The organism is Lysinibacillus sp. NPDC097868 (genome assembly GCF_044761135.1).
Lineage (GTDB): Bacteria > Bacillota > Bacilli > Bacillales_A > Planococcaceae > Lysinibacillus.
Genome location: NZ_JBIWBS010000001.1, coordinates 659,120 through 683,188, shown reverse-complemented (window position 1 = coordinate 683,188; position 24,069 = coordinate 659,120). Strand labels below are relative to the sequence as shown.

25 protein-coding genes and 1 other annotated feature are annotated in these 24,069 nt (G+C 39.7%); of the genes, 2 read left to right on the top strand and 23 right to left on the bottom strand.

The window, feature by feature from the left end:
- Positions 1-14: 14 nt before the first annotated feature.
- The 8 genes from trpA to ACIQXJ_RS03135 form a co-directional block, all read right to left on the bottom strand.
- Entirely contained in the window at positions 15-797 is a 783-nt protein-coding gene (gene trpA / locus ACIQXJ_RS03170) for a tryptophan synthase subunit alpha (RefSeq protein WP_403049537.1), read from the bottom strand.
- Positions 794-2,005 (bottom strand): tryptophan synthase subunit beta, encoded by a 1,212-nt coding sequence (gene trpB / locus ACIQXJ_RS03165; protein WP_403049534.1) that lies wholly within the window; start codon positions 2,003-2,005, stop codon positions 794-796. The genes trpA and trpB overlap by 4 nt, the downstream gene beginning before the upstream one ends.
- Positions 2,005-2,619: a phosphoribosylanthranilate isomerase gene (locus ACIQXJ_RS03160; protein WP_403049531.1), complete on the bottom strand. Its 615-nt coding sequence runs from the start codon at positions 2,617-2,619 to the stop codon at positions 2,005-2,007. Before ACIQXJ_RS03160 ends, trpB begins: the two co-directional genes overlap by 1 nt.
- Complete coding sequence (gene trpC, locus ACIQXJ_RS03155; RefSeq protein ID WP_403049528.1) at positions 2,616-3,407, bottom strand: indole-3-glycerol phosphate synthase TrpC; 792 nt, start codon at positions 3,405-3,407, stop codon at positions 2,616-2,618. Before trpC ends, ACIQXJ_RS03160 begins: the two co-directional genes overlap by 4 nt.
- Positions 3,404-4,435: an anthranilate phosphoribosyltransferase gene (trpD, locus tag ACIQXJ_RS03150; RefSeq protein WP_403049525.1), complete on the bottom strand. Its 1,032-nt coding sequence runs from the start codon at positions 4,433-4,435 to the stop codon at positions 3,404-3,406. Before trpD ends, trpC begins: the two co-directional genes overlap by 4 nt.
- Positions 4,435-5,808, bottom strand: coding sequence for a chorismate-binding protein (locus ACIQXJ_RS03145; RefSeq protein ID WP_403049522.1), 1,374 nt, complete (start codon positions 5,806-5,808; stop codon positions 4,435-4,437). The genes trpD and ACIQXJ_RS03145 overlap by 1 nt, the downstream gene beginning before the upstream one ends.
- 102 nt (positions 5,809-5,910) lie before the next feature.
- Positions 5,911-6,202, bottom strand: a binding site (T-box leader).
- A 388-nt stretch (positions 6,203-6,590) separates the two neighbouring features.
- Positions 6,591-8,858 carry a protein translocase subunit SecDF gene (secDF, locus tag ACIQXJ_RS03140; protein WP_403049519.1) on the bottom strand — a complete coding sequence of 756 codons (2,268 nt, stop codon included), beginning with the start codon at positions 8,856-8,858 and terminating at the stop codon, positions 6,591-6,593.
- Positions 8,859-9,214: 356 nt separating this feature from the next.
- Entirely contained in the window at positions 9,215-9,553 is a 339-nt protein-coding gene (locus ACIQXJ_RS03135) for a post-transcriptional regulator (protein ID WP_403049516.1), read from the bottom strand.
- A 93-nt stretch (positions 9,554-9,646) separates the two neighbouring features.
- Here ACIQXJ_RS03135 and ACIQXJ_RS03130 point away from each other — a divergent pair, with 93 nt between their 5' ends.
- A complete protein-coding gene (locus ACIQXJ_RS03130; protein WP_403049513.1) occupies positions 9,647-11,164 on the top strand; it encodes a putative polysaccharide biosynthesis protein in 1,518 nt (505 codons plus the stop codon).
- Here ACIQXJ_RS03130 and ACIQXJ_RS03125 read toward each other — a convergent pair.
- From ACIQXJ_RS03125 to ACIQXJ_RS03090, 8 genes are all read right to left on the bottom strand, one after another.
- Positions 11,161-11,796 carry a DUF421 domain-containing protein gene (locus ACIQXJ_RS03125; protein ID WP_403049510.1) on the bottom strand — a complete coding sequence of 212 codons (636 nt, stop codon included), beginning with the start codon at positions 11,794-11,796 and terminating at the stop codon, positions 11,161-11,163. The two genes, ACIQXJ_RS03130 and ACIQXJ_RS03125, sit on opposite strands and share 4 nt — an antisense overlap.
- 143 nt (positions 11,797-11,939) lie before the next feature.
- A complete protein-coding gene (gene yajC, locus ACIQXJ_RS03120; RefSeq protein ID WP_401009861.1) occupies positions 11,940-12,206 on the bottom strand; it encodes a preprotein translocase subunit YajC in 267 nt (88 codons plus the stop codon).
- Between the two features lie 147 nt (positions 12,207-12,353).
- On the bottom strand, positions 12,354-13,499 hold the full coding sequence (tgt, locus tag ACIQXJ_RS03115; protein ID WP_402886053.1) for a tRNA guanosine(34) transglycosylase Tgt: 1,146 nt from the start codon (positions 13,497-13,499) through the stop codon (positions 12,354-12,356).
- Positions 13,500-13,615: 116 nt separating this feature from the next.
- Positions 13,616-14,662, bottom strand: coding sequence for a tRNA preQ1(34) S-adenosylmethionine ribosyltransferase-isomerase QueA (gene queA / locus ACIQXJ_RS03110; protein ID WP_401018055.1), 1,047 nt, complete (start codon positions 14,660-14,662; stop codon positions 13,616-13,618).
- A gap of 18 nt (positions 14,663-14,680) precedes the next feature.
- On the bottom strand, positions 14,681-15,685 hold the full coding sequence (ruvB, locus tag ACIQXJ_RS03105) for a Holliday junction branch migration DNA helicase RuvB (protein ID WP_340823427.1): 1,005 nt from the start codon (positions 15,683-15,685) through the stop codon (positions 14,681-14,683).
- 18 nt (positions 15,686-15,703) lie between these two features.
- Positions 15,704-16,324 (bottom strand): Holliday junction branch migration protein RuvA, encoded by a 621-nt coding sequence (gene ruvA, locus ACIQXJ_RS03100; RefSeq protein ID WP_403049507.1) that lies wholly within the window; start codon positions 16,322-16,324, stop codon positions 15,704-15,706.
- 112 nt (positions 16,325-16,436) lie between these two features.
- Positions 16,437-17,234 (bottom strand): phosphotransferase, encoded by a 798-nt coding sequence (locus ACIQXJ_RS03095; protein WP_403049504.1) that lies wholly within the window; start codon positions 17,232-17,234, stop codon positions 16,437-16,439.
- Positions 17,235-17,304: 70 nt separating this feature from the next.
- Entirely contained in the window at positions 17,305-18,345 is a 1,041-nt protein-coding gene (locus tag ACIQXJ_RS03090; protein WP_403049501.1) for a LysM peptidoglycan-binding domain-containing protein, read from the bottom strand.
- A gap of 142 nt (positions 18,346-18,487) precedes the next feature.
- Here ACIQXJ_RS03090 and ACIQXJ_RS03085 point away from each other — a divergent pair, with 142 nt between their 5' ends.
- Positions 18,488-19,021: a transcription repressor NadR gene (locus ACIQXJ_RS03085; RefSeq protein WP_403049499.1), complete on the top strand. Its 534-nt coding sequence runs from the start codon at positions 18,488-18,490 to the stop codon at positions 19,019-19,021.
- A 294-nt stretch (positions 19,022-19,315) separates the two neighbouring features.
- On the opposite strand, the gene ACIQXJ_RS03080 is transcribed toward ACIQXJ_RS03085, so the two are convergent.
- The 7 genes from ACIQXJ_RS03080 to ACIQXJ_RS03050 form a co-directional block, all read right to left on the bottom strand.
- Positions 19,316-19,705 carry a thiol-disulfide oxidoreductase DCC family protein gene (locus ACIQXJ_RS03080; RefSeq protein ID WP_403049496.1) on the bottom strand — a complete coding sequence of 130 codons (390 nt, stop codon included), beginning with the start codon at positions 19,703-19,705 and terminating at the stop codon, positions 19,316-19,318.
- Positions 19,706-19,725: 20 nt separating this feature from the next.
- Positions 19,726-20,604, bottom strand: a complete 879-nt coding sequence (gene pheA, locus ACIQXJ_RS03075; RefSeq protein WP_403049493.1) for a prephenate dehydratase — start codon at positions 20,602-20,604, stop codon at positions 19,726-19,728.
- A 366-nt stretch (positions 20,605-20,970) separates the two neighbouring features.
- Entirely contained in the window at positions 20,971-21,426 is a 456-nt protein-coding gene (locus ACIQXJ_RS03070; RefSeq protein ID WP_172772204.1) for an ACT domain-containing protein, read from the bottom strand.
- A gap of 24 nt (positions 21,427-21,450) precedes the next feature.
- Positions 21,451-22,740, bottom strand: a complete 1,290-nt coding sequence (gene obgE / locus ACIQXJ_RS03065) for a GTPase ObgE (RefSeq protein WP_401009269.1) — start codon at positions 22,738-22,740, stop codon at positions 21,451-21,453.
- 5 nt (positions 22,741-22,745) lie between these two features.
- Positions 22,746-23,273 (bottom strand): Spo0B domain-containing protein, encoded by a 528-nt coding sequence (locus ACIQXJ_RS03060; protein WP_403049490.1) that lies wholly within the window; start codon positions 23,271-23,273, stop codon positions 22,746-22,748.
- 137 nt (positions 23,274-23,410) lie between these two features.
- Complete coding sequence (gene rpmA / locus ACIQXJ_RS03055) at positions 23,411-23,710, bottom strand: 50S ribosomal protein L27 (protein ID WP_024363181.1); 300 nt, start codon at positions 23,708-23,710, stop codon at positions 23,411-23,413.
- Positions 23,707-24,063: a ribosomal-processing cysteine protease Prp gene (locus tag ACIQXJ_RS03050; RefSeq protein ID WP_403049488.1), complete on the bottom strand. Its 357-nt coding sequence runs from the start codon at positions 24,061-24,063 to the stop codon at positions 23,707-23,709. Before ACIQXJ_RS03050 ends, rpmA begins: the two co-directional genes overlap by 4 nt.
- Positions 24,064-24,069: the final 6 nt, after the last annotated feature.

The following is a 24,069-nucleotide window of genomic DNA, read 5'->3' as shown; positions in this document are numbered from 1 at the left end:
AAAGTGGCAGGCACTCAAACAATTTCAGTTCCTTTTGAGGCAGCGACTAATGCTTCGACTTTAGCAACATTTCCTTCATGCAAAGCCGCCACTATTGTACTGCCTACAATTACGCCATTGCCAAGGGCACCCATGCTCACCACCTGTTGAGGGGTTGAAATACCAAAACCAGCTAACACAGGTATGTGACTCATATTACGCAAACGGGCAAAATGACCTTCTAAATCATCTGCAAAGCTTGCGCGAGCTCCAGTAATACCGTTCACAGTTACTGCATAAACGAAACCTTGACTAGCCGCTGCTATACGAGCAATTCGCTCTGGTGGGCTTGTTAACGATACAAGTTGTACAATATCAACACCATGGGGATTTAAAGTTTGACGAAGTATATCACTTTCCTCTAGTGGTACATCAGGAACGATTAACCCTTTTATTCCCCCTGCTACACAAGCGATGGCAAATTGCTCTAAACCATAAGCTAAAACGGGATTAAAATATGTCATAACAACTAATGGAACTGTAATCTCTTGACGGAATGAGGCAAGCGCTTCTAGGACTTTTCGCAATGTTACACCTTCTGCTAAAGCTCGTTCTCCTGCCTGCTCTATCGTAGGACCATCTGCAACAGGGTCGGTAAAAGGAATACCAACTTCAATGGCTGTCACACCCATTTTTTGTAATGACAAAATAGTTGGCTTTAACGTTTCAAGCCCACCGTCTCCTGCCATAATATAGGGCACAAATGCTTTATTACCAGCGTTGTTCACTTGGTCAATTGCCTGCTGTAATGTTGTCATGATATATCACCTCCAAGTACTGCACGAACAGTATGTACATCCTTATCACCGCGGCCTGATAAACAAACAACAATGATGTCATCAGCTTTCATTTCTTTTGCAAGCTTTGCTGTATATGCAATAGCATGTGCACTTTCCAGAGCCGGTAAAATTCCCTCTGTGCGACTTAGTAATTGTAGACCTTCAAGCGCCTCATCATCTGTTATAGAATCAAAATTTGCGCGTCCGATATCATGCAAATAACAATGCTCTGGTCCCTTCCCAGGATAATCAAGACCTGCTGAAATCGAATGTGCCTCCTGAACAAAACCATTGTCATCTTGAAGTAAATACATGTACGCTCCATGAAGAACGCCTAATTGTCCGCCTGCAATGGCAGCAGCGTGTTTCCCTGTATCAATACCACTTCCAGCTGCTTCTACACCATATAACGCTACCGATTCATCATCGACAAATGGATGGAACATGCCAATAGCATTACTACCACCACCTATACAAGCGACAACAGCATCTGGTAGACGTCCTTCTTTTGCAAGGACTTGAGCTCTTGTCTCCACACCAATGATACGCTGGAAATCACGCACTATTTTCGGGAAGGGATGTGGACCTAGAGCTGAGCCTAAAATATAATGTGTATCTTCGACATTCGTCACCCAGTATCGAAGAGCAGCATTAACTGCATCTTTCAACGTTTTCGAACCTGTTTCAACAGATTCTACCTTTGTGCCAAGGAGCTCCATACGGAAAACATTTAATTGTTGTCGTTTGATATCTTCAGCACCCATAAAAACGACACATTCCAGATTTAATAATGCACAAGCAGTCGCTGTCGCTACACCATGTTGTCCTGCTCCCGTTTCCGCCACTATTTTCTTTTTACCCATGCGCTTGGCAAGAAGCGCTTGACCAATGGCATTATTAATTTTATGGGCGCCTGTATGATTTAAATCTTCACGCTTCAAATAGATTTTGGCTCCTCCAAGCTCTTTTGTTAAATTTTCAGCATAGTACAGTGGTGTCTCACGTCCTACATATTCCTGTAAATAATAAGCTAGCTCGTTAGTGAATGTTAGATCTGCCATTGCCTCATCAAAAGATGCTTCTAATTCTATTAATGCCGTCATTAATGTTTCTGGAACATACTGTCCGCCAAATTTCCCGTAGCGCCCTTCCTTCGTCGGTACACTATTTGCGATTGAATTTGTCATTATGCTCTCCCCCTCTTTACTGCTTGTAAAAATGCTTCTATTTTTTTCGTATCTTTGCTACCCTCTGTCTCAACACCACTTGAAACATCTACCATAGAAGGTGATACAAGTAACAATGCCTCTTGAATATTTTCTAACTTTAAACCGCCTGCTAGTATTAGCTTGTCATGTTGGATACCCGCTGCCTCAAGTAACGTCCAATCAAACGTATGACCACTTCCCCCTTTATAATCCGTGCCAGGAGCGTCAAATAAATAATAGTCAACATCATAATTGGTCGCCGCCTGCACATCCTCAGCGCAATGGACAGACAGAGCCTTTATCGAAGGATAGCCCTGCTGAACAATAAAGTCTGGCGTTTCCTCGCCATGATATTGCACATAATCCAATGGCACACTCGAGACTGCCAGTTGTAATTCCTCAGGCGTTGGATTTACAAAAACACCTATTTTCACAATTCCTTCAGGTACATGCTGGGCCAATAGTTGCGCCTGTTCAATGGACACTTGGCGTTTACTTGGTGCAAAGACAAAACCGATGGCATCCGCTCCCGCTTGCACCGCTGCTTTCACATGCTGTACTTCTTTCAAACCGCAAATTTTTACCTTCGTCATACTGATGCACCCTCTTTATTTACTTGTAAATGTCGAAGAGCACTACCTGCATCGCCACTGCGCATTAATGATTCTCCTACAAGAACAGCGCTTGCTCCCATTGCCGCAACCTTTTTAGCATCTTCATTGTCCCAAATGCCGCTTTCACTAATTAGCACCCGTTGCTCCCCAAATGGAAAAGCCTCTGCAATTTCTTTCGTTCGTGCTAAATCTACTTCAAATGTGCGTAAATCTCGATTGTTGACACCAATTAACTTTGCACCTAGAGCTACTGCTCGTTCAAGCTCTTCAACATCGTGAACTTCTACTAACACTTCTAGTCCCAAGCTTGTTGCAAAGCTAAATAATTCTTGTAACGTTGTATCGTCAAGTGCTGCAACAATTAGTAAAATAATAGATGCACCAGCAGCCTTGGCAAATCGAATTTGCACACGATCAATCATAAAATCTTTACAAAGTAGTGGTGTTTGCACAGCCTTCGCAACTGCTGCCAAATCTTCAAACGAACCTTGAAAAAATGCTTTGTCAGTTAACACAGAAATAGCTGCTGCACCTGCTTCTGCATAAATTTTTGCCTGTTTTACAGGATCAGCGCCTTGTGCAATAAGCCCCTTCGACGGAGAAGCACGTTTCATTTCTGCAATGACTTGCAAAGTATCCGCAGTGTTTAACGTTGCCAAAAGAGAGTTGCGCTTTATTTCATTGAAATCGGCTAATGGATCTGGCTGTGTACGTAAGTCGGCTACCTCTATTTTTTTCTGTTCTATAATTTTAGTTAATATATTCATTGCCCAATCTCCACCTCTTTAATTTTCTCACTATAAGCGGCAACCGCCTCTAATTTTTGTAATGCGCGTCCACTGAAGATACTATCCTTAGCAATATCTACACCTTCTTTGACGGTTTGCGCAATCCCATGGCCAAATAAACCAATTCCAGCATTTAGCAATACTGTATCTAAATAAGCACTTTGTTCACCTGCCAGCAATTTGCGCATAATGGCTGCATTGTCGTTAGCATTGCCACCACGAATCGCTTCTAAAGGTGCATAGTGAAGTCCTGCATCATCTGCTGTTAAGGAAAACGGAATTAAATCTCCCTTATCTACTAACACAAATGTATTTTGACCAGCAAGTGAAGCTTCATCTAAACCCATTGGACCAGAAACAACTATCGCTCGCTCACGTCCAAGCATTTGTAAAACGGAAGCGTATTCCATTACAAAGTTTGGGCGATTAATGCCCGTAAATTGAGTTGATAATGGGACTGGATTTGTCAGTGGCCCGACAAGATTAAAAATAGTTGGCTTTCCTAAGGCACGGCGGACCTCTCCGATACGCTTCAATTTTGGATGTACATTTGGAGCATATAAAAAAGCAATACCTTCTTTTTCTAAAAGCTCTACCGTTTGTTCGATAGAAATATTTGTATGAATACCTAATGCCTCTAACACATCAGCACTACCTGATGCAGATGAAATTTTGCGATTACCATGCTTCGCCATTTTGACACCTGCCCCTGCTAATACAAAGGCCGATGCAGTACTAATGTTAAATGTATTTAATCCATCACCTCCTGTACCACAGTTATCCATATAGACACCTGCTTTAGCTGGAACTTCCAATGCAAACGAACGCATAACCGTTGCTAATGCTGCCACTTCATGAGCCGTTTCGCCCTTTGTGGATAAGCTTAATAAAAAATTAGCTATTTCTTCTTTCGGCGTATTTTGTTGGAACATCCATTTTGCAGCTTCTATCATTTCCTCGTACATTAAATGCTGACGTTGCTGAACCTTTCTTTTTATCATTTCCATTATTTTATCTCACCTTCATTTTCAAAATGTTTCAAAAAGGACTGTTCTTCCGCTGTTACTTGTTTCAGTACATTTTTCACATTTGAATATTTTGTTACCGTTAAAGTGGATTGCATATGCATTGTTTCATTTTCAACAACAATTGACTTACCTGTTAATGCAAAATCTAAATGCCCATTAAATCCTATAAATCCAATTACACCACCAAAAACACCTGCTGATTGAGTTGTTTTTGCTAAATTACTCTCGGTTTGTTGATCTGGCATACCTGTAGATGAAAATGGCGGTATTGTCGCAGCTAAGACATCTATTGCATGTAGCATCGGTAATAGTTGCCCTTCTACATAGGATGTCATAAGCAGCGCATGCTTCGAACGCTCAATTCTCATGGCATCAATCACTTGAATAGAATCACGAAAACATACATTTGCTAGCTCTTGTTGTACAGCCGTAACAAGAACTGCATGCGATTTTCTCACTTCAGTATTTTCGTACAGCTTTCGTTCATTTTCTCGATCTTCTAAGTTGGTTGTGCCGCGTGGAAAAGAGCCCTCCGTAGGTGTCGCAATAACACGTTCACCTTTTACTTGAACCAAACTTTCAGGCGATGTTCCCATCACAATATGATCATCAAATGTTACATAATACATATATGGGGCAGGATTTTTCTTTCGTAATTGACGATATATAGCAAAGGCATCTCCATGCATAGTAGCCAAAAAGTGTTTGGAAAGAATAACACGTGTATGCTCCTCGCTTAACGTCTCTGTTAAGTTTGTAACAGATGTTGCAAATTGTTTATCTGCTAACGTCTTTAGCGCTTGATAGCTCCACGTTGTATCATCATCTTCTTTGCCCGTTAATAACTGCTGAGCCAATTCCTCTAAATTCGGCTCTTTATTTTCTGCATCGATGTTTGTATGAATCAATGTAACTTCATCCGTTAGATGGTCAAAAACAACAATCGTTTCATATACATGAAAATGTATATCTGGCCCCTCTAAAATTTCTTGATTTCTTGCTACGTTGTTTGTAGCACTACTGCCAATATAACCTATTGCACCACCTGAAAATGGAAATTCAGTCGTATTAGAAATACGAGGCATCAAGCGTTTCAACAATACGAAAATGTCGCCTTTATGTGTGTAGGTTTTTCCCGTTTTATAGGAGTATTCCTTAATCTCATCGCCTATACCTATATATGTTTTCCGAGGATTGGCACCTATGAAAGAATAGCGTCCTGCCCCTTCATGCTGTGACGAACTTTCTAGCAAAAATTTATGTGTACCTTGCAAGCGTCTAAAAATTAATATTGGTGTTAACGAATCCCCATTTATTTTCTTCACCTTTGTTCTTGAACTGGTTGTTTGCATATCGACTAAACTCCTTTTAAAAATAAATTTTACGTTTCTCGATTTAGCAAAAGCATAAAACAAAACAAAAAAAGCCCTCTGCAAAAAGGAATTTTCCTAATTACAGAGGACGATCATGACCGCGTTGCCACCTCATATTAGAGCTATAAAGCTCTCACTTATGTACTTCATCATTTTTACCTATAGCAAATAAAATCTATCGCAGTGTTTTTATACGAAAGATTTAATAGGCAAATGTTTTAGTTGAAGCACCCCCGATAACGTGGGGAATCCGTTTGCTATTATGCATAGCAACTCTCATAAGTCCATTCACATAAGCTACAAATCAGTTTTCACCAGCCACTGACTCTCTAGATTGCACACTTATGCTACTACTCTTATTCAACAATTTCTCAGCTATTCTCGTCTATGCTCTGCTCATCTGTTCTAGGCTGATCTCGCTCCCGAGACCTTCTGCCGTATCCGAACGAAAAGTTAGCCTTATTCTATGCCACCCTACAATAATTGTCAACCAATTCTGATTTAAAGATGTTTTTCAGCACATAAAGTTGCTCTTTTATTAGCGATAGTTCAAGCAATCTATCGGCTATTTCTTCACGTTTATTAGCGATAATATTTCTTTCAATTTACATGCTAATTTCCGTTACGGGTTGCTCGGATTCTTAATTAATAATTAAAATAAAGATCAGATATACTATAATGCCTAGCTATGCAGGAAGTATTCAAACCATACAAAAAGAGCCATCTCAACATCAGTTGAGAATGGCTCTTTTAACTATTTATTAAACAGTAGGTTCGTCTGTTCCCCATTGTTTTTTCTCTTTTTTGCGTAATTGACCATCTGATTTTTTCATCTCACGCACTTTTAGTGAGTACCAGATTTGGGCTGCAATACAGATTGAAGAATACATACCTGTAATTAAACCAATTAATAACGCAATTGAGAACGTTTCAATTGATGGTGCACCGAAAATAAGGAGCGACACTACAACGATAATTACAGTTAATACCGTATTTACCGAACGTCCCATCGTTTGACGCAACGATTTATTAACAATGTTCGCCAAGACTTCTCGGTCTTGAATTGTATCATATTGCTCTAAGTTTTCACGCATGCGGTCAAATGTAACAATGGTATCGTTAATGGAGTAACCAACAATTGTCAGTACGGCCGCAATAAACGTAATGTCCACTTCTAAGCGCATAAAACTAAAGACAGCAATAATTAGGAATACGTCATGCAGAAGCGATACAATCGCGCCAATACCCATACGCCATTCAAATCGAATCGCTACATAAATGATGATTCCAAGTGCAGCAAGTGCTAATGCTTTAATAGCATTTTTTACTAGCTCTTTACCGATAGTTGGAGATACGGTACTTACCCCAGGCTCATGACCATATTTCTCGCCCACTACCTTCTTGAATTTTAAAATTTCACTTTGTGATAAGTCATCTTTATAACGGATAACCGCCATATTATTTTTCTCACCTGAAAGCACAATATCATCAGATGGGAAACCGATGCTAGACACATATTTTGAAACTTCTTCTTTTGTTAATGTTTGATCCGCTTCTATTTGCGCTCGCGTACCACTTGAGAAGTCAATCCCAAGATTTAAGCGGAAAATTCCAAGAACGACAATCCCTGCAACAAAAATAGCTAAAGAGAGCGTATAGAATTTTTTACGGTTGTGAACAAAGTCAAATCGATCGAATTTCGTTGATAAATCTAATGTACCAATTTTTTCATCCAAGCTATGTTGTTTAGATTTTGGTATACCAAACCATGCTGGATTATTAAAGTAACCGCTGTTTACTAGTAACCCTAGTAGCACACGAGAACCCCAAACAGCCGTTAGGAAGCTCAATAAGATACTAATGATTAATGTTGTTGCAAATCCTTTTACAGAGCTTGTACCGAAGTAGAATAATACACCTGCAGCTAATAATGTTGTTAGCTGAGCATCGACAATCGCCGATAAAGATTGTTTTGAACCAATCTGGAATGCTTGTTTTACCGAATAACCAACACGTAGCTCTTCTCGAATACGTTCTGCTGCTAGGATATTCGCATCTACTGCCATCCCTATTCCGAGCACGATGGCTGCAATACCTGGCAATGTTAGCACGGCATTAATCCAGTCGAACACTACAAGTACTAAGAATGTGAAGACAGCAAGAGTAACAATCGAAATGAAACCAGGTAAACGGTAGTAGAATAGCATAAATAGGAATATAACTATTACGCCCACAATACCTGCAAATACTGTACTTTTTAATGCTTGGTCCCCGAATTGTGCCCCAACTGATGTAGAGTAAATCTCATCAAGTTTCACTGGAAGTGCCCCTGCATTTAAAATACCTGCTAAATTTTTTGTTTCGTCCACTGTAAAGTTACCACTGATCATTACATCTGTAGTATTTAACGTTTGACTAACTGTTGCTGCAGAAGCATAGCGAGGTTTCGCTTTTTGTGATTCCGCTTTATAAGAATCGACACCTTCTTCAAAGTCTAGCCATACAACCAGTAAATTTTGGCCTTGTGGTTTGGCAGCAATTTTACTCGTAATATCCGCAAATTTTTTCGCATCTTTTAACGTTAGCGAAACAATTGGACGGTTTTGTTGGTCAAAGGAAGCTGACGCACCATCAGCCTTTAAATCATCACCATCTAAAAGTAAATTATCATCGACATCACGGAATGTTAAATTCGCAGATGTAGATAGCATTTTACGAGCAGATTCTTGGTCTTCAACCCCAGCTAATTGCACACGAATACGGTTTTTGTCTTCAACCTGTATGCTTGGTTCACTTACCCCAATTGCATTGACACGGTTACTAAGAGCTGTTGCCGTAGCGGTTACAACCTCTGGTGTGATTTTTTGTCCTTCTTTTAATTCATTGACCTCATAAAGTACCTCAAACCCGCCTTGTAAATCAAGACCAAGCTTAATGTCCTTTAAGACGCCATCTACAGTCGTACCCATGGAAGCTGCAAATAGCACCAAAAGTAGCACGAATGCAACAATTCGACTTCTTAATTTCATCTATAAATCCTCCTCGAATTGGTGCAAGGGCATCCCTTACACTGCAAACAAGTATACTAGCAATACCTTTTGAAACCTGTATTCCTCCTTTACCTTAGAATAATTGTAGCTCGTGCTTCAAAAGGGTTGCTTTACTTATTTTAATCGTTCAATAACGCGCAAATCCCGTACTAATAGAAGATGCGTCTCCCATTTCATTATGAATAGTAAGCGGAACATTTATGTAGGGAAATCCAAATTCCTTACAACTTTTTACAGCCTTTTTTTCGATAAGGCTTGTACAAAGTAAAAAAGCGCAACACACTCATTATGAAACACGTTGCGCTTGGTGTCAATTCAACACTGTAGTATTCTTATTAATCTTTTACAGAACCGACATATTCTGCTTGTGTTTTCAACGGACCAAGCAATGATTTTAGTTCCTCTGTGTTTATTTCTGCAAACCAATCCCCACTTTGCAAAAACTCTACTTGGTTGAATGAGACAATATCAGACGGTGAAACTGCAAAAATAGTAGCAATAATTTCATATAAGCGCAATTGCTCTATATTTTTTTTCCGCCATTTTTTTTCTACGCAAAAACGCCATAATTCTTCTGCTGTAATCGCATCATAATTATAATACTTAAATTCTGCAATCTTACTATCAATTGCCGGACGAATTTTTTCAAATAGTTGTGCATGTTGCATACTCATTTTGAATCATCTCCAATCAAAGTTGTATCGTAAGAAGTGTTTGCATACAAATAGTGTAAATGAATTTTTGCGGCTTGAGAAGGGACGGATGGCATGAGTTCTTTTGTAAGAGGTACACTATTTTTAATGTTTGTGATTTTCTTATCTAAACTCTTTGGCTTCTTTTATAGAATGCAGTTTATGCGTATTGCTGGTGAAGAGGCAGTCGGTATTTATATGACCGCCTATCCTGCATTTATTTTCTTCATCTCACTCATTCAACTTGGACTACCTATCGCTGTAGCAAAAATTGTAGCTGAATTACTAGCAAAAAATAAACGCGAAAGCATTTTTGGCGTGATGCGTACGGCAATCCTTTGGTCGTTTATCGGTATGATTGTTTTTATGCCACTCGTTGCACTGACAATACCTTATATCTCTACTACGCTGTTACATAATGAACAAACAACATTTACACTTTGGATTGCACTCTTCGCTGTGCCAGTTTCGGTCGGTTCAGGATTACTCCGCGCTTATTTACAGGGCGTTGCTAAAATTACACCAACCGCTTGGGCACAAATGCTTGAACAAATTGTTCGTATCGGGTTTATTACCTTCATGTTACCATTGGTTGCTGCTTATAATAATGCTTCGATAACTGCAGCTTCTGCAATGGGTATTACACTGTTAGCTGAAGTAGTTGCTTTCTTGTATTTATGGCTACATTATACGGTTTCAAAGAAAAGATTATTGCCAAGAAAAAGCAAAGTGGAGTCCTATCCTGCTTCACCGATGTTGCGGGTTGCCATACCTTCAGCGGGAAGCAAACTGTTTGGCTCTTTCACTTGGTTTTTAGAACCAATTATCTTTTTAAAGGCATTAACGATGGCAGGATTGACAGCATCTGCTGCGACTATATTATACGGAGTTATTTCAGGTGTTTTAGTGCCCCTGCTATTATTCCCAGCCTTTGTATCCACTGCACTTTCAATTGTCCTTATTCCTGCTGTTAGTGATGCAGTCGCTCGTCAACATAACGCTCTTTTACAGGAACGTATATCTGTTTCTCTACGCTTATCTTCATTGGTAGGTTGCTTCGCTGCTACGTATTTTTTCGTACACGGTGATGACTTAGCAATGAAATTATTTCACTTAGAAGAAAATAGAGGCTATGTGAAAATTTTAGCACCCATTTTTTATTTTTATTACATTCAAAGTCCATTACATTCGATTTTACAAGCTGTCGGTGAAGCTCGTGCTGCAATGATGAATTCAATATACGGTGGTCTTGGCAAACTATTCGTTATGTTTGTACTGGCCTCTCAACCTGGGATACAAGAAAAAGGTGCTGTTGTAGCAATTGGCTTCGGTGTTTTACTTACATCGTTCTTGCATATCGCTACAGTTAGACAACGCAAAAATTTACGCGCAGGCTTCCGTATGTTCGTTGTACCTTATAGTTGTTTTATTGGCGTTTGTATTGCGCAATATTTCTTCATGCAAATTATGCCACTACCATTCCTATTAAGTAGCTGTGTTACATTATTTTTACTATTTACGCTGTTATTAATGACCAACCAATTACGCTTTACAGATTTCCTTTATATTCGTAAATTAGCCAAGAAGGTTTAAAATTCCTTTAATTGAATATGCAGGCGATTGTCTTCCCATATACAAAAGAACACTGTACTAGTATCCTGAATATTATTTTTAGCTAGCTCATCCATTAACCAATCCTCATCTTTATGAATTAGCAATAAATGTCTATCTTGTATATCACCATCAATTATAAGCGGATAGACAAATGCCTTCTCATCCTTTTTATAAACGGAAAGATTTCCAGAAGGCTCTAAATAGGCAAAAGCTATTTCAGTAACTGAAGAAATGCCCTTTTCCCGTAGTTGCTGACATAGGTCATCTAAATTATAGCGTTGCTTTCGCATTTCTTTTTCTTGGATAATACCATCTTTAACGAGCAATGCTGGATCACCATCAACTAAATCACGTATCTTTTTATTTTTTAACGATAAATAAGCACTCAATATTTGAATAAAGAGCAAAATAATAATCGGTAAAATGGCATTAAATAAAGAATTTTCATAATCATCAAGTGCAAAAGCGGCAACTTCCGCAATCAAAACAAACACGACTAAATCGATGACAGAAAGTTCACCTACTTCTCGTTTACCCATTAAACGAAAAACAATAAGTATAAACACATATAAAAAGCACGTTCTAAAAATAATTGTTAAATATTCTTCCATCCAGACACCCCCACAATATCAAGGTGACCGTAACAGTTGCTTTTTATACAAAAAAGCTGTGTCAAAAATGCGCACATTTCGACAAAGCTTTTAGAATTGCAAAGGCGTTGTCCAAAAATTATTTGGGACAACGCCTTATATTATTATACTTGGTCATTTACGACACGTCCAATTGCTTGACGGTCAAATTTAACGCGAACATTATCAGCGATAACTAAAGTGATAGCAGTGTCCTCAATTGAGTCGATAACACCATGTAAGCCACCGATTGTAATAACTTTATCACCGCGCTGTAAGCTACTTTGCATATTTTGCGTTTCTTGCTGTCTCTTTTTAGCAGGACGGATTAAAATGAACCACATCGCCACGAACATCAATATAATAGGCGCAAATCCTAAAATTGATTCCATATTCATATTGTTAGCCCCCTTTCCAAATCTCACTTTTTTAGTATAGACTATTTCACCCTAAAAAAGCGATGGACAAGCCCAAAATTTTTCTATATTATCAATAGTTTTTCTATAACAGGTAAATTTTCGCTAAGACTCATTCCATTTTTAGAAGTTTTTAGCATTCGGCCCATTAAAACCGTATTTTTCGAAAAATTCTTCACGGAAATCACCAAGACGATCCTCACGAATAGCCTCACGCACTTGCTCCATGAGCTTCAGTAAAAAATGTAAGTTATGATAAGAAGTTAAACGTATACCGAATGTCTCTTCTGTACGAATTAAATGACGAACATACGCACGAGAATAATTTTTACATGTGTAGCAATCACAGTTTGGATCAATTGGACCGAAATCACGTGCATATTTCGCATTTTTAACGACTAAACGGCCTTCAGATGTCATTAATGTACCATTGCGTGCAATTCGTGTTGGTAATACACAGTCAAACATATCGATTCCTCGAATAGCGCCGTCAATAAGAGAATCTGGAGAACCAACACCCATTAAATAACGCGGCTTATTTGATGGCATTAACGGTGTCGTAAATTCTAGCACTCGGTTCATCACATCTTTAGGTTCGCCGACTGATAAGCCCCCTATTGCATAACCCGGAAAATCAAGCTCTACTAATGCTTCAGCAGAGCGACGACGTAATTCCTCGAATTCCCCACCTTGAATAATGCCGAACAGGCCTTGATCTTCTGGACGAGCATGCGCTTCTTTGCATCGCTTTGCCCAACGCGTCGTTCTATCTACTGATTTCAGCATATAGTCATATGTCGCTGGGTAAGGTGGACATTCATCAAATGCCATCATAATGTCTGAACCTAAATCATTTTGAATTTCCATCGCCTTTTCTGGACTTAAAAACAGCTTATCTCCATTTAAATGGTTACGGAAATGGACACCTTCTTCTTCAATTTTACGGAATTGGCTCAGTGAAAATACTTGGAAGCCACCTGAATCTGTTAAAATCGGGCGATCCCAATTCATAAATTTATGCAGTCCACCTGCTTCCTTAACAATATCATTGCCTGGACGAAGCCATAAATGGTACGTATTTGAAAGAATAATGCCCGCATTCATTTCTTTTAATTCCTCTGGAGACATCGTTTTAACGGTCGCTTGAGTCCCCACAGGCATAAATGCTGGTGTTTCAAAAGAGCCATGGGGTGTATGCACGATGCCTAGTCGTGCTCCTGTTTGCTTACATGTATGAAGTAATTCATAACGAATTGCTGGTTGTGTCATAAAATAATAAATCCTCTCTTATCTAAAGTAAAAACAGTACTCCGATTTTTTTAATTTTTCACTTTGAAAAATCAATATCAACATTCAACTGTCTTAATAGAATGTTGATAAAACATTTATTTACGAATTGAACTTGGACGTATAAACATAGCGTCCCCAAAGCTGAAGAAGCGATATTTTTCTTCTACTGCCTGATTGTAGGCACTTAATATCGTATCCTTCGTCGCAAGTGTACTAACAAGCATCACTAATGTCGATTTCGGTAAATGGAAGTTTGTAATTAAACCATCCACTACAGTAAATTTATAGCCTGGATAAATGAAAATAGATGTCCAACCTTGCTCTGCACGCACTTCTCCATACTTAGAGCCGATTGTTTCGAGCGTACGAGTAGATGTTGTACCAACAGCTATCACATTACCACCATTAGCTTTCACTCGGTTGATTGTAGCAGCCGCTTCTTCTGTTACACTATAAAATTCAGCATGCATTTCGTGATTTTCTATCGAGTCCACACTCACTGGACGAAATGTTCCAAGACCAACATGCAGCGTTATAAAAACAATTTCCACACCTTTTGCGCGAACTTGATCTAATAATTCTTGCGTAAAATGAAGACCTGCTGTTGGTGCTGCAGCCGAGCCGCGTTCTTTTGCATATACAGTTTGATAACGCTCACTGTCATCTAATTTTTCGCGAATATATGGAGGCAATGGCATTTCTCCAAGTTGCTCCAAAATTTCGTAAAAAATGCCTTCGTATTTAAATTCAAACATACGGCCACCATGGTCTAACTCAGCTGTACAAGTAGCGGTTAGTAAACCGTCGCCAAATGTCACAACGGTACCCACTTTAACACGCTTTGCCGGCTTTACAAGTGTTTCCCATTCATCAGTGCCTGCTGTTTGCTTTAAAAGCAAAACTTCGATATGTGCGCCCGTTTCCTCTTTCACACCCATTAAACGTGCTGGTAATACTCTTGTATCATTTAATACAAGACAGTCACCAGCATGTAGCTCATTTAATATATGGGCAAAATGATGATGCTCGACTTTTTCTGAGCCCGGTGTCACGACCATTAAACGGCTTGCCGTACGATCGACAAGTGGCGTTTGTGCAATGAGCTCCTCTGGTAATTCAAAATCAAAATCTTCTACACGCATTGAAAAAACTTCCTTCTTTTATGTTTGTTGTGGATAATCATATCCAAAATGTTCGTAAGCAAGATGCGTTGCAACACGTCCACGCGGTGTACGTTGAATAAAGCCTATTTGCATTAAATAAGGCTCGTACACATCTTCTATCGTCACTCGTTCTTCTCCTATGGAGGCAGCAAGTGTATCTAAGCCTACTGGGCCACCACGGAAGCGCTCAATCATATTGGTCACAAGTTTATGGTCAATATGGTCAAGCCCTCTAGGATCAACTTGTAAAAGTTCTAGCGCTTGCTTGGCAAGGTCCTCCGTTATCATACCATCTCCAAGCACTTGTGCATAATCTCGCACTCGTTTAAGTAGGCGGTTAGCGATACGGGGCGTGCCACGTGAGCGTCTTGCCATTTCACCTGCGGCTATTTGCTCAATATCGACATCAAATAAATGCGCGCTTCTAACTACAATTTCAGCTAGTGATGTATCATCATAAAATTCTAGACGTAGCAGAACACCGAATCGATCTCGGAGTGGCGCAGACAACGCTCCCGCTCTTGTAGTTGCCCCAACGAGTGTAAAAGGTGGCAAATCAAGACGGACAGAACGTGCTTCAGGGCCTTTTCCAACAACGATATCTAAACAAAAATCCTCCATTGCCGGATAAAGTACTTCTTCAATCGCACGGGGAAGGCGATGAATTTCATCAATAAATAATACATCCCCCGGCTCCAGTGAGCTTAAAATTGCGGCTAAATCTCCTGGACGTTCAATAGCAGGGCCACTCGTCATACGAACATTAACATTCATTTCATTTGCAATAATCGCGGCTAATGTCGTCTTTCCCAATCCAGGAGGACCATATAATAGTACATGATCCAAACTTTCCTGCCGAAGCTTTGCCGCTTCAATGAAAATTTGTAAGTTCTCTTTAACCTTCTGCTGCCCAATATATTGAGCTAATCTTTGTGGCCTTAGAGATAATTCAAATTGTTCATCATAACTACCTGCTTCACTTGCTATCATGCGCTCTGACATGTACCTGCCCCCCTTTCATTATTTTAACTTTAGTAGAAGCTGTAATGCTTGCTTCATATAGGCATCTGTTGTTTCCAGCTTGTCATTATCTTCAAGAAGCGGTCGGATTTTATCGAGTTCTTTTTCCGAATAGCCAAGTGCCATTAATGCTAGAATAGCTTCTTCTAGTTCATGCTTATATGGATTGACGCCAAATAATGGTAACTCATCCTCAGAGCTAGGTAACTCAATTGTGTCAAGTAAAGAACCAAGTTTGCCTTTCAAATCTAGAATCATTTGACGTGCTGTCTTTTTACCAACACCAGGGAATTTCACTAAAAATGCTTCATCTTCTCGCTCGATGGCACTGATTACTTGTTGTGGGTTGCCTGTCGCTAAAATCGCAAGCGCACCTTTAGGCCCAATGCCCGACACTAAAATTAATTTTCGGAACAGCTCTCGTTGGTCTAAATTTGGAAAGCCATACAGCATTTGTGCATCTTCTCGAACATGTAGATGTACGTATATTTGTTGTTCTACGGCTGACGCACGAAATACAAATGGATTAGGTGTATTCAACTGCCAGCCAATCCCTTGTTGCTCTAGAACGATATACTCAGGCGTAATACGCACTACTTGTCCTTTTAAATAATCATACATGTAAAATCCCTCACATTCATCGTCTTCGATTATAGCATATAGCGAACGAATGCTCGACTATATAAATGGCGATCGTACCGTTCACATGCAAAAATGACCGCCTCGGGGACGGTCATTTCTTCATCACTCTATCAATATCGTACCACAGTTTCGGCCAGTATGTTAAGGCTCGCTTAGTAAACGGTATTAAATAATCTAAAAATACTAGCTGTTGTTCTAGTGGCAAATCTACAGCAAATAACCACTCTCGCAATAATTCATTTGGAAACTTTAAACGATGTAACTTTCTCTTATCTAACCGTTGAAGCTCTGGTAATTCGTTCAATATACTATCAATATTATAATCTACTGCAGGTAATACACGATGCAGCCATAATATATATTCATCATCGGCTTCACCAAGATGTGCAAGATCAAAATCGATTAAGCGTAATTCCCCATCTGAACACCATAAGAAATTATGATGAACGACATCACCATGTAGCAACGTTATATCTTTTTCTGGCACATTTTCTTGTTCCATTAACTGCAAAGCCTTTTCACTAAAATGAATGATTTGATCCACTTCTTCTCTCGTTAAAAATGCTCTAAATTCATTTCGTCTACTTTTAAAACGCATATGACGCATCTGCCATTTTAAAAGCTGTGAGAAGGTATACAAACCTGGCACTCGTTGCCACGCAATTTTTTGATTTGTATCATGCAGTGTGTTTAATAACTTTAAAGATTGTTCTCTATCTTTTTTATGTGCAAAATTCGCACTGTGGCTTCCTTCTTGCCACATTTGAACGATAAGTTGCTCATCATCACTTTTTACTAGAGGCAGGACGAGAGAGGGCTCTATTCGTCCAAGTTGACGATGAATTGCCCTCACCTTATCTGCTATTTCTAACTGCTTTGCTCGTTTCACAAAATAATGATTTGATCGATATTTATACTTCCAAATGTTCGGCTTTACTTCTTCAACAATGTATGCCTTTTTACCATCGATAAGGCGTCATCCCGCCTGGGAAAAAGTTCGGTGAAACCCATGGTCCAGTTGAAGGACATGGTGGCGGGCATGGCGGTGGGCATTGACCATGGTCAAATTGCCAATTAGGCATCATTACCGGCTGAGAGTCACATCCACAGGATTGACCCATTCCATGTTGTGAACCACATCCGCAAGATTGACCCATTCCATGCTGTGAGCCACATCCGCAAGGTTGATTCATCGGCATCATCGGCATCATTGGCATCTGTTCAAATTGAGGCTGCATTTGTGGCTCATTAAAGAATGGTGATGAGCTTGATTCTAAGAAATTCGCACCTTCTACATAAGTTGGCATTGGTTGTTGCGGCATAGCATATGGCATTTGTTGCTGTGGCATTGGATATGCCTCTACTTGTGGATGCATTGGCATATGCCACCACATTTGATGATGCATTGGCTGATGACAGCTAGAGCAATGAGGTACCATTGGCATATGTGGTACCATATGAACCGGTGGCGGTGCTGGTGCTGGCGGTGGCGGCGGTGGTGGTGGCGGTGCTGGCTGTGCTACTGGTGGTGGTGGTGCTGGTTGTTGCACTTGTGGCATTACTAATTGTTGGTTCCAGCTAAGTTCAACTGGCTGAGGCACCCACATCGGTTGCTGTTGTTGTGGCATCGGCATTGGCATTGGCATTGGAAACGGTATTGGAATCATCTGTGGTTCTGGCATAGGCATCGGTGCTGGTGGTTGAATAACAATAGGTGGTGGTACCGGCATCGGTCTTTGCACCTCTTTTTTAACACTTTCCTTAGGCTTTGTTTGAGTTGGCATCTCTTTATGCACTTGTGTTTCTTTATGTGTTTCCTTATGTGATCCTTTATGTGGCTCCATGTTTATTTTTTCAGGCAAAATAATTTCCATGCCCGGAACAATATAATCAGGGTTGGCAAGATGGGCATTGAGTCGCTTTAAATCCTCAAACGAAATACCGTACTCTTTCGCAATCTTCCACAACGTATCTCCCTTTTGAACAATATGAATACGCAATTTTTTCCTCCCTTCCTCTCTACGTATCATATGTTCAATGTTTCATTTGGATACAAAAAATTACGCATGGTGGAAAAGCTTCATGGTACACTATTGCTTAAGGAATAACACTTCCTTTATTACATGGCAGAGGTGATCTTTTATGAAAAAAATGTTAGGCGAGGAACGCCGACTGCAACTTTTAGAACTGCTAAAAAAAAGCAACACACCTATAACTGGGACAGACTTCGCTAAATTTGCAAATGTTTCTAGACAGGTCATAGTTAATGATATGACATTATTAAAGGCTAGAAATGAACCTATCATTGCAACAAGCCAAGGTTATATTTATATGCACCAAGAGCAACTCAGTCAAACTGTTGAACGGACAATCCCATGTTTCCACAAACCTGAAGACGCTAAAGACGAATTGTTAACAATTGTGGACTGTGGTGGAACCGTTAAAAATGTCATTGTCGAGCATCCCATTTACGGAGAGCTTACCGCTTCGTTCATGGTCTCCAATCGTCATGAAGTTGAAAAATTTGTACAACGTGTAAATGATACACAAGCAAGCTACTTATCTGCCCTTACAGGCGGCACTCATCTTCATGTTATTTCAGCACCTTCCGTTGAAGTGTTAGACTTAATTGAGCAATCGTTGCAAAAAAAGGGCTATCTCGTCTCAGATCAATAATGTAAGGCGACAGACGGAAATTAGAGCCGAGAGCCAGTTCATAGTTTTCTTGAGCACAATACCAGGGTTTCTATAACGAACGTAAAAAATCCACTTTGCTTTCCGCGGGCACGATGTAAGCCGCAGTAATCTTCGTGGATTTTTACTTGGATAGTAATAAAATTTTCAAAATTGTTTGTGTGCCTGACACCTTCAGGTTACACCTTCAAGTTTAAGCCGCAACCGTCGCTGTCGCGTCGCCTATTGCGGCTTATGTTTTGTGCTCAATTCAGAATTGTTTGAGTGACTGGCACTTTAAAGAAAACGTTGTCGTTGTGAAGGTGTTGGTAATAGACATGCTTGCTTTTTACCGAAAAGACGATAACGATTTTTTGCAAAAAGTTTATATGCTGTATTTCGTATACATTGTGGAATAACAATTAGCACGTAGCAAGCAGGCCATAAGCCATCTAAACGTCGACTAATTTTAAGCGCTGCTGTTGATTCAAAATAAATATTACCTTCCTCAATGTAAATCACACTATCGATATTTGCTGGTACTTTGTATTGTGCAAGAAGGGCTTGCCCAACCTCACTTTGAATCGAAGCAAACTTGAAGAACGCAGCTTGATCGCGTTTGATTATAAATTGCACACTGCTATTACAGAAATTACAAATACCATCAAACAATATAATACCACCCATTTTTGACACCCCTAAACCTGTTAGTCCTCGTCAGATGTTAAATATGTAAAGTATGTACCAAGAGATTTCACTTTGCAGCCAAGTGCCGCTAGTTCCTCCATAGCTCCCCGCATCATTGGTTCTTTTTCATCTGCTAAAACATCAATCATGAAGAAATAATCCCCAAGACCTGTTTTTAACGGACGTGATTCAATTTTACTTAAATTTAATTGTCGCCACGCAAAGACGGAAAGAACTTGGTGTAAAGCACCTGAACGATCTGTCGGTAACGTAATCATGAAGGTTGTTTTCGCTTGCCCTTCGGATAATTCCTGGGGTAGACGTTTATTTTGCTTGGATAACACAAAGAAACGAGTATGGTTAAAATGAAAATCATGTATATTGTCTTGTACGATATCTAGTCCGTATTTTGCTGCAGCGGCTGCATTACCTACTGCTGCAATACATTCATCTGGATTTTCGGATACAAATTTAGCAGCGGCCGCTGTTGATGTTGTTTGATGTAAAGGCACATCACTGAAGCGATAAAATAAGTATTTATGGCATTGTGCTAAAGCATGTGGATGTGAATATACTCCTTTGATAGATTCCCAATTGTCCTTTTGCGCCTTATTGACCATTAAATGTTGTTGAATTTTTAATTGTAGTTCACCTGTCACATAAAGCGTTGCCTCATGGAATAAATAATCGAGCGTCAATGGTACTGAGCCCTCTAATGCATTTTCTAATGGTACAACAGCTAAATCAACCTTGCCCTCTGCTACTGCCTCAATACATTCAGGTATCGTTGCACAAGGTACAAGCCAATCAGTTGGGAAGATAGATTTTGTTGCTAAATATGTAAATGATGCTTCCGGTCCTAAATATGCAATTCGTTTCTCCCACTGTCGCTCTGTCATCAAAATGACCTCCTTCTAAAATTCATAGTATCTTAAACATTTTTAATGTTTGGAAAACTCCTTATAAAAAGAAAAGGCTATGTAGCACAGCCTCCCTTAAAAGAGCAATTGTGAAAATATGTACTGCTTTTGCTAGCTGTTTAAATAAAGTTGCTTATATCAAATGCAGTATTACTCACTATGTTTGGGTATTTTAAAAAAATTTCGCAGTATTTCTGCAGGATAGCGACTTAAGCGTAACCTCACAGAGGCTATTTTTAGCTTCAGTGAGGCTTGCTCATCGCATGCGGAAAGGGAGCGAAATTTTGTATCAACAGCTACCAGCATTAACTAATAAAAGGCAAAGGGGCTCTTTTAAATAGCCCCCTACAATGCACCAGAACTAATTACCTCAGCAGATTCAACAAAATCTAATCGTTTTAACTGCTGTATTAAGTCATCAAGTTCAGAAGTCATACTCGTCACATCTAATGACAATGTCACATTGGCACGTCCTTGAATTGGTATAGTTTGATGGATTGTTAGTACATTACAATGTGAATTTGTCACAGTTTCTAATAACTTAGCCAACGTTCCTTTTCGATCTTGAAGCTGTAAAAAGACTGTTAAAATGCGCTCCTGTACAATGGAGTGAAAAGGAAATACAGCATCACGATATTTGTAAAACGCACTGCGCGATAAATCCACTTGCTTTACCGCATCCCAAATGGAGGATACTGAACCACTTGAAAGTAATTGCTTCGCCTCCAAAGTTTTTTGCATAGCATCCGTCAATACATCTTCACGAACTAAATAATATCGCTGATTCGCAACATTCTTCATACGCTTCCCCCTAAAACTCCTGTCTTAATCTATAAATTCGAACTCAAACTCTTGCAGACGAACTGTATCACCATTTTGAGCACCACGCTCACGCAATGCCTCGTCCACGCCCATACCGCGCAATTGGCGTGCGAAACGGCGAATACCATCTTCACGACTAAAGTCTGTCATTTTAAATAGACGTTCAATCGAGTAGCCACTAATGATAAATGTACCGTCATCATCACGTGTAATCTCGAAATCTTCACCTTGTGATTGATGCTTGTACATCACTGTTGCGTCTGATTGCTCCTCCACCTCTTCAAATAGAGGGAACTCAGGCGTTACTTCAAGTAAATCTGCTATAGCAAATAATAATTCCTTTAAGCCTTGGCGTGAAACTGCTGAGATTGGGAAGATTTGCACATCTTCGCCTACCTTTTTGCGGAATTCCACTAAGTTTTCTTCTGCTTCTGGCATATCCATTTTGTTAGCTACAATAATTTGAGGACGTTCTGTTAAACGAAGATTGTATTGCTTTAGCTCCTCGTTAATTGTTAAATAATCTTCGTACGGGTCACGGCCTTCCATTCCTGACATATCGATAACATGCACAATTACACGTGTACGTTCGATATGACGTAAAAATTGATGTCCTAGCCCTACGCCTTCATGCGCGCCTTCAATTAGCCCTGGTAAATCTGCCATTGCAAAGCTTCGGTGATCATCTGTTTCAATCATTCCTAAATTCGGTACGATTGTCGTAAAATGATAAGCGCCAATCTTTGGTTTTGCTGCAGAAACAACAGATAAAAGTGTTGATTTTCCTACACTTGGGAAACCAACTAAACCAACATCTGCTAATACTTTTAACTCTAATATAACATTTAATTCTTGTCCTGGCTCGCCTTTTTCAGAAAGCTCAGGTGCAGGATTGGCCGGTGTTGCAAAGCGGGAATTCCCACGCCCACCACGACCTGATTTAGCGATAATCGCTTGTTGACCATGCTCAACTAAATCTGCGATGACTTCTCCAGTTTCCTCATTCATCACAACTGTACCTGGTGGCACTTTGACAATTAAATCTTCAGCACGTTTTCCGTGCATCCCTTTACTCATCCCATGTTCACCACGGTCTGCTTTGAAGTGGCGTTTATAACGGAAATCCATTAACGTACGTAAGCCTTCTTCTACTTCGAATACAACGTTACCTCCGTGACCGCCATCACCACCAGCTGGACCACCATTTGGTACATATTTTTCACGGCGAAAAGCTACCATTCCATCGCCGCCATCGCCACCTTTTACATATATCTTTACGTGATCGACAAACATTTATTTCACTCCCTATTTGCACTCAACACATATTGCCAGCACGTATTTGTCTGCACAATTGTTTGAATGTCGAATTGTTTCAAACCTCTTTCGGTGAATGCGTCTGCACTCCACAGTCCATTTAGCGTAAACGCCAAAACAAATGTATGATCGTCAACACGTACATCGAGCGCTAAGCTCTGCTCCGTAAATGGATCTAATGTATCATAAACATGCATAACTGTTTTGTTTAAATACTCTACAACATCCTTGTCAATATTATTAGTGACTGGTTTTTTGATCTCACCATTAAGCTCCAGCGGTAAAGATGGATAGCGCCATCCTGCTGTTTGTAGCCACTCCATTGTTTGTGGTAATTGTAGACGATTCATGATAGACAATACTCGTAGCTGTTCCGAATAATGTTGAATAAGTTCTTTTGATTCATCAATTCTACCTAAATCTAAATTCATGCGAATAAGTTGAAGTTGATTCACATAATCATGATTTGCAAAACGTAATACCTCACTAATGGTTAGTGATTGATTGTTCATCCCATTCACTCCAATAAAGTTATCTTAACTAGTATAACAAGTTTTGATGTATTTTTCCCTTAATTCTTCATTGAAATTTAGCCAAAAAAAGGACTGCAATAAATGCAGTCCTCCGCTTTATGTCTACTTTATTAAAATTAAGCTTCTTGTGTAGCTGGGTATACAGATACTTGTTTGCGATCGCGACCTAAGCGTTCGAATTTAACAACGCCATCAACTTTAGCAAATAGCGTATCATCACCACCACGACCTACGTTTGTACCTGGGTAAATTTTTGTACCGCGTTGACGGTAAAGAATAGAACCACCAGTTACAAATTGGCCATCAGCACGTTTAGCGCCAAGACGTTTAGACTCAGAGTCACGTCCGTTTTTTGTAGAACCTACCCCTTTTTTCGATGCGAAAAGTTGAAGGTCTAATGCTAATAACAATTTCATTCTGTTCCACCTCCTACTTGGTTGTAGTTGATTTGGATATATTGTCCGTAATTTTGCACCATAGAATACACTTGAGCAGTCATTACTTGGACAATTAATTGTAGTTTTGTATCGATTTCAGGTTCTAAATCTGTTGGTAAAGTTACCTTAAGATAGCCTCCACCTTCAGCTGCTTGTTCAACTTCTGGTTGTAATTGTAGTAATGCATAAATCGCATTCACCGTACCAATGGCAATGGTAGATGCGCCTGCACATACTAAATCTTTACCAGATTCGTCGTACTCAGCATGTCCTGAAAATTCAAATGCAGACACATGTCTGTTTTCATCATGATGTATCGTAACTTTTATCAAATGTTA

What these genes read in the sequence shown, in the direction of transcription:
- trpA (WP_403049537.1), bottom strand. Translation starts at nt 797, where the DNA reads ATGACAACATTACAGCAGGCAATTGACCAAGTGAACAACGCTGGTAAT.
- trpB (WP_403049534.1), bottom strand. Translation starts at nt 2,005, where the DNA reads ATGACAAATTCAATCGCAAATAGTGTACCGACGAAGGAAGGGCGCTAC.
- ACIQXJ_RS03160 (WP_403049531.1), bottom strand. Translation starts at nt 2,619, where the DNA reads ATGACGAAGGTAAAAATTTGCGGTTTGAAAGAAGTACAGCATGTGAAA.
- trpC (WP_403049528.1), bottom strand. Translation starts at nt 3,407, where the DNA reads ATGAATATATTAACTAAAATTATAGAACAGAAAAAAATAGAGGTAGCC.
- trpD (WP_403049525.1), bottom strand. Translation starts at nt 4,435, where the DNA reads ATGGAAATGATAAAAAGAAAGGTTCAGCAACGTCAGCATTTAATGTAC.
- ACIQXJ_RS03145 (WP_403049522.1), bottom strand. Translation starts at nt 5,808, where the DNA reads ATGCAAACAACCAGTTCAAGAACAAAGGTGAAGAAAATAAATGGGGAT.
- secDF (WP_403049519.1), bottom strand. Translation starts at nt 8,858, where the DNA reads ATGAAATTAAGAAGTCGAATTGTTGCATTCGTGCTACTTTTGGTGCTA.
- ACIQXJ_RS03135 (WP_403049516.1), bottom strand. Translation starts at nt 9,553, where the DNA reads ATGAGTATGCAACATGCACAACTATTTGAAAAAATTCGTCCGGCAATT.
- ACIQXJ_RS03130 (WP_403049513.1), top strand. Translation starts at nt 9,647, where the DNA reads ATGAGTTCTTTTGTAAGAGGTACACTATTTTTAATGTTTGTGATTTTC.
- ACIQXJ_RS03125 (WP_403049510.1), bottom strand. Translation starts at nt 11,796, where the DNA reads ATGGAAGAATATTTAACAATTATTTTTAGAACGTGCTTTTTATATGTG.
- yajC (WP_401009861.1), bottom strand. Translation starts at nt 12,206, where the DNA reads ATGGAATCAATTTTAGGATTTGCGCCTATTATATTGATGTTCGTGGCG.
- tgt (WP_402886053.1), bottom strand. Translation starts at nt 13,499, where the DNA reads ATGACACAACCAGCAATTCGTTATGAATTACTTCATACATGTAAGCAA.
- queA (WP_401018055.1), bottom strand. Translation starts at nt 14,662, where the DNA reads ATGCGTGTAGAAGATTTTGATTTTGAATTACCAGAGGAGCTCATTGCA.
- ruvB (WP_340823427.1), bottom strand. Translation starts at nt 15,685, where the DNA reads ATGTCAGAGCGCATGATAGCAAGTGAAGCAGGTAGTTATGATGAACAA.
- ruvA (WP_403049507.1), bottom strand. Translation starts at nt 16,324, where the DNA reads ATGTATGATTATTTAAAAGGACAAGTAGTGCGTATTACGCCTGAGTAT.
- ACIQXJ_RS03085 (WP_403049499.1), top strand. Translation starts at nt 18,488, where the DNA reads ATGAAAAAAATGTTAGGCGAGGAACGCCGACTGCAACTTTTAGAACTG.
- ACIQXJ_RS03080 (WP_403049496.1), bottom strand. Translation starts at nt 19,705, where the DNA reads ATGGGTGGTATTATATTGTTTGATGGTATTTGTAATTTCTGTAATAGC.
- pheA (WP_403049493.1), bottom strand. Translation starts at nt 20,604, where the DNA reads ATGACAGAGCGACAGTGGGAGAAACGAATTGCATATTTAGGACCGGAA.
- ACIQXJ_RS03070 (WP_172772204.1), bottom strand. Translation starts at nt 21,426, where the DNA reads ATGAAGAATGTTGCGAATCAGCGATATTATTTAGTTCGTGAAGATGTA.
- obgE (WP_401009269.1), bottom strand. Translation starts at nt 22,740, where the DNA reads ATGTTTGTCGATCACGTAAAGATATATGTAAAAGGTGGCGATGGCGGC.
- ACIQXJ_RS03060 (WP_403049490.1), bottom strand. Translation starts at nt 23,273, where the DNA reads ATGAACAATCAATCACTAACCATTAGTGAGGTATTACGTTTTGCAAAT.
- rpmA (WP_024363181.1), bottom strand. Translation starts at nt 23,710, where the DNA reads ATGAAATTGTTATTAGCATTAGACCTTCAACTTTTCGCATCGAAAAAA.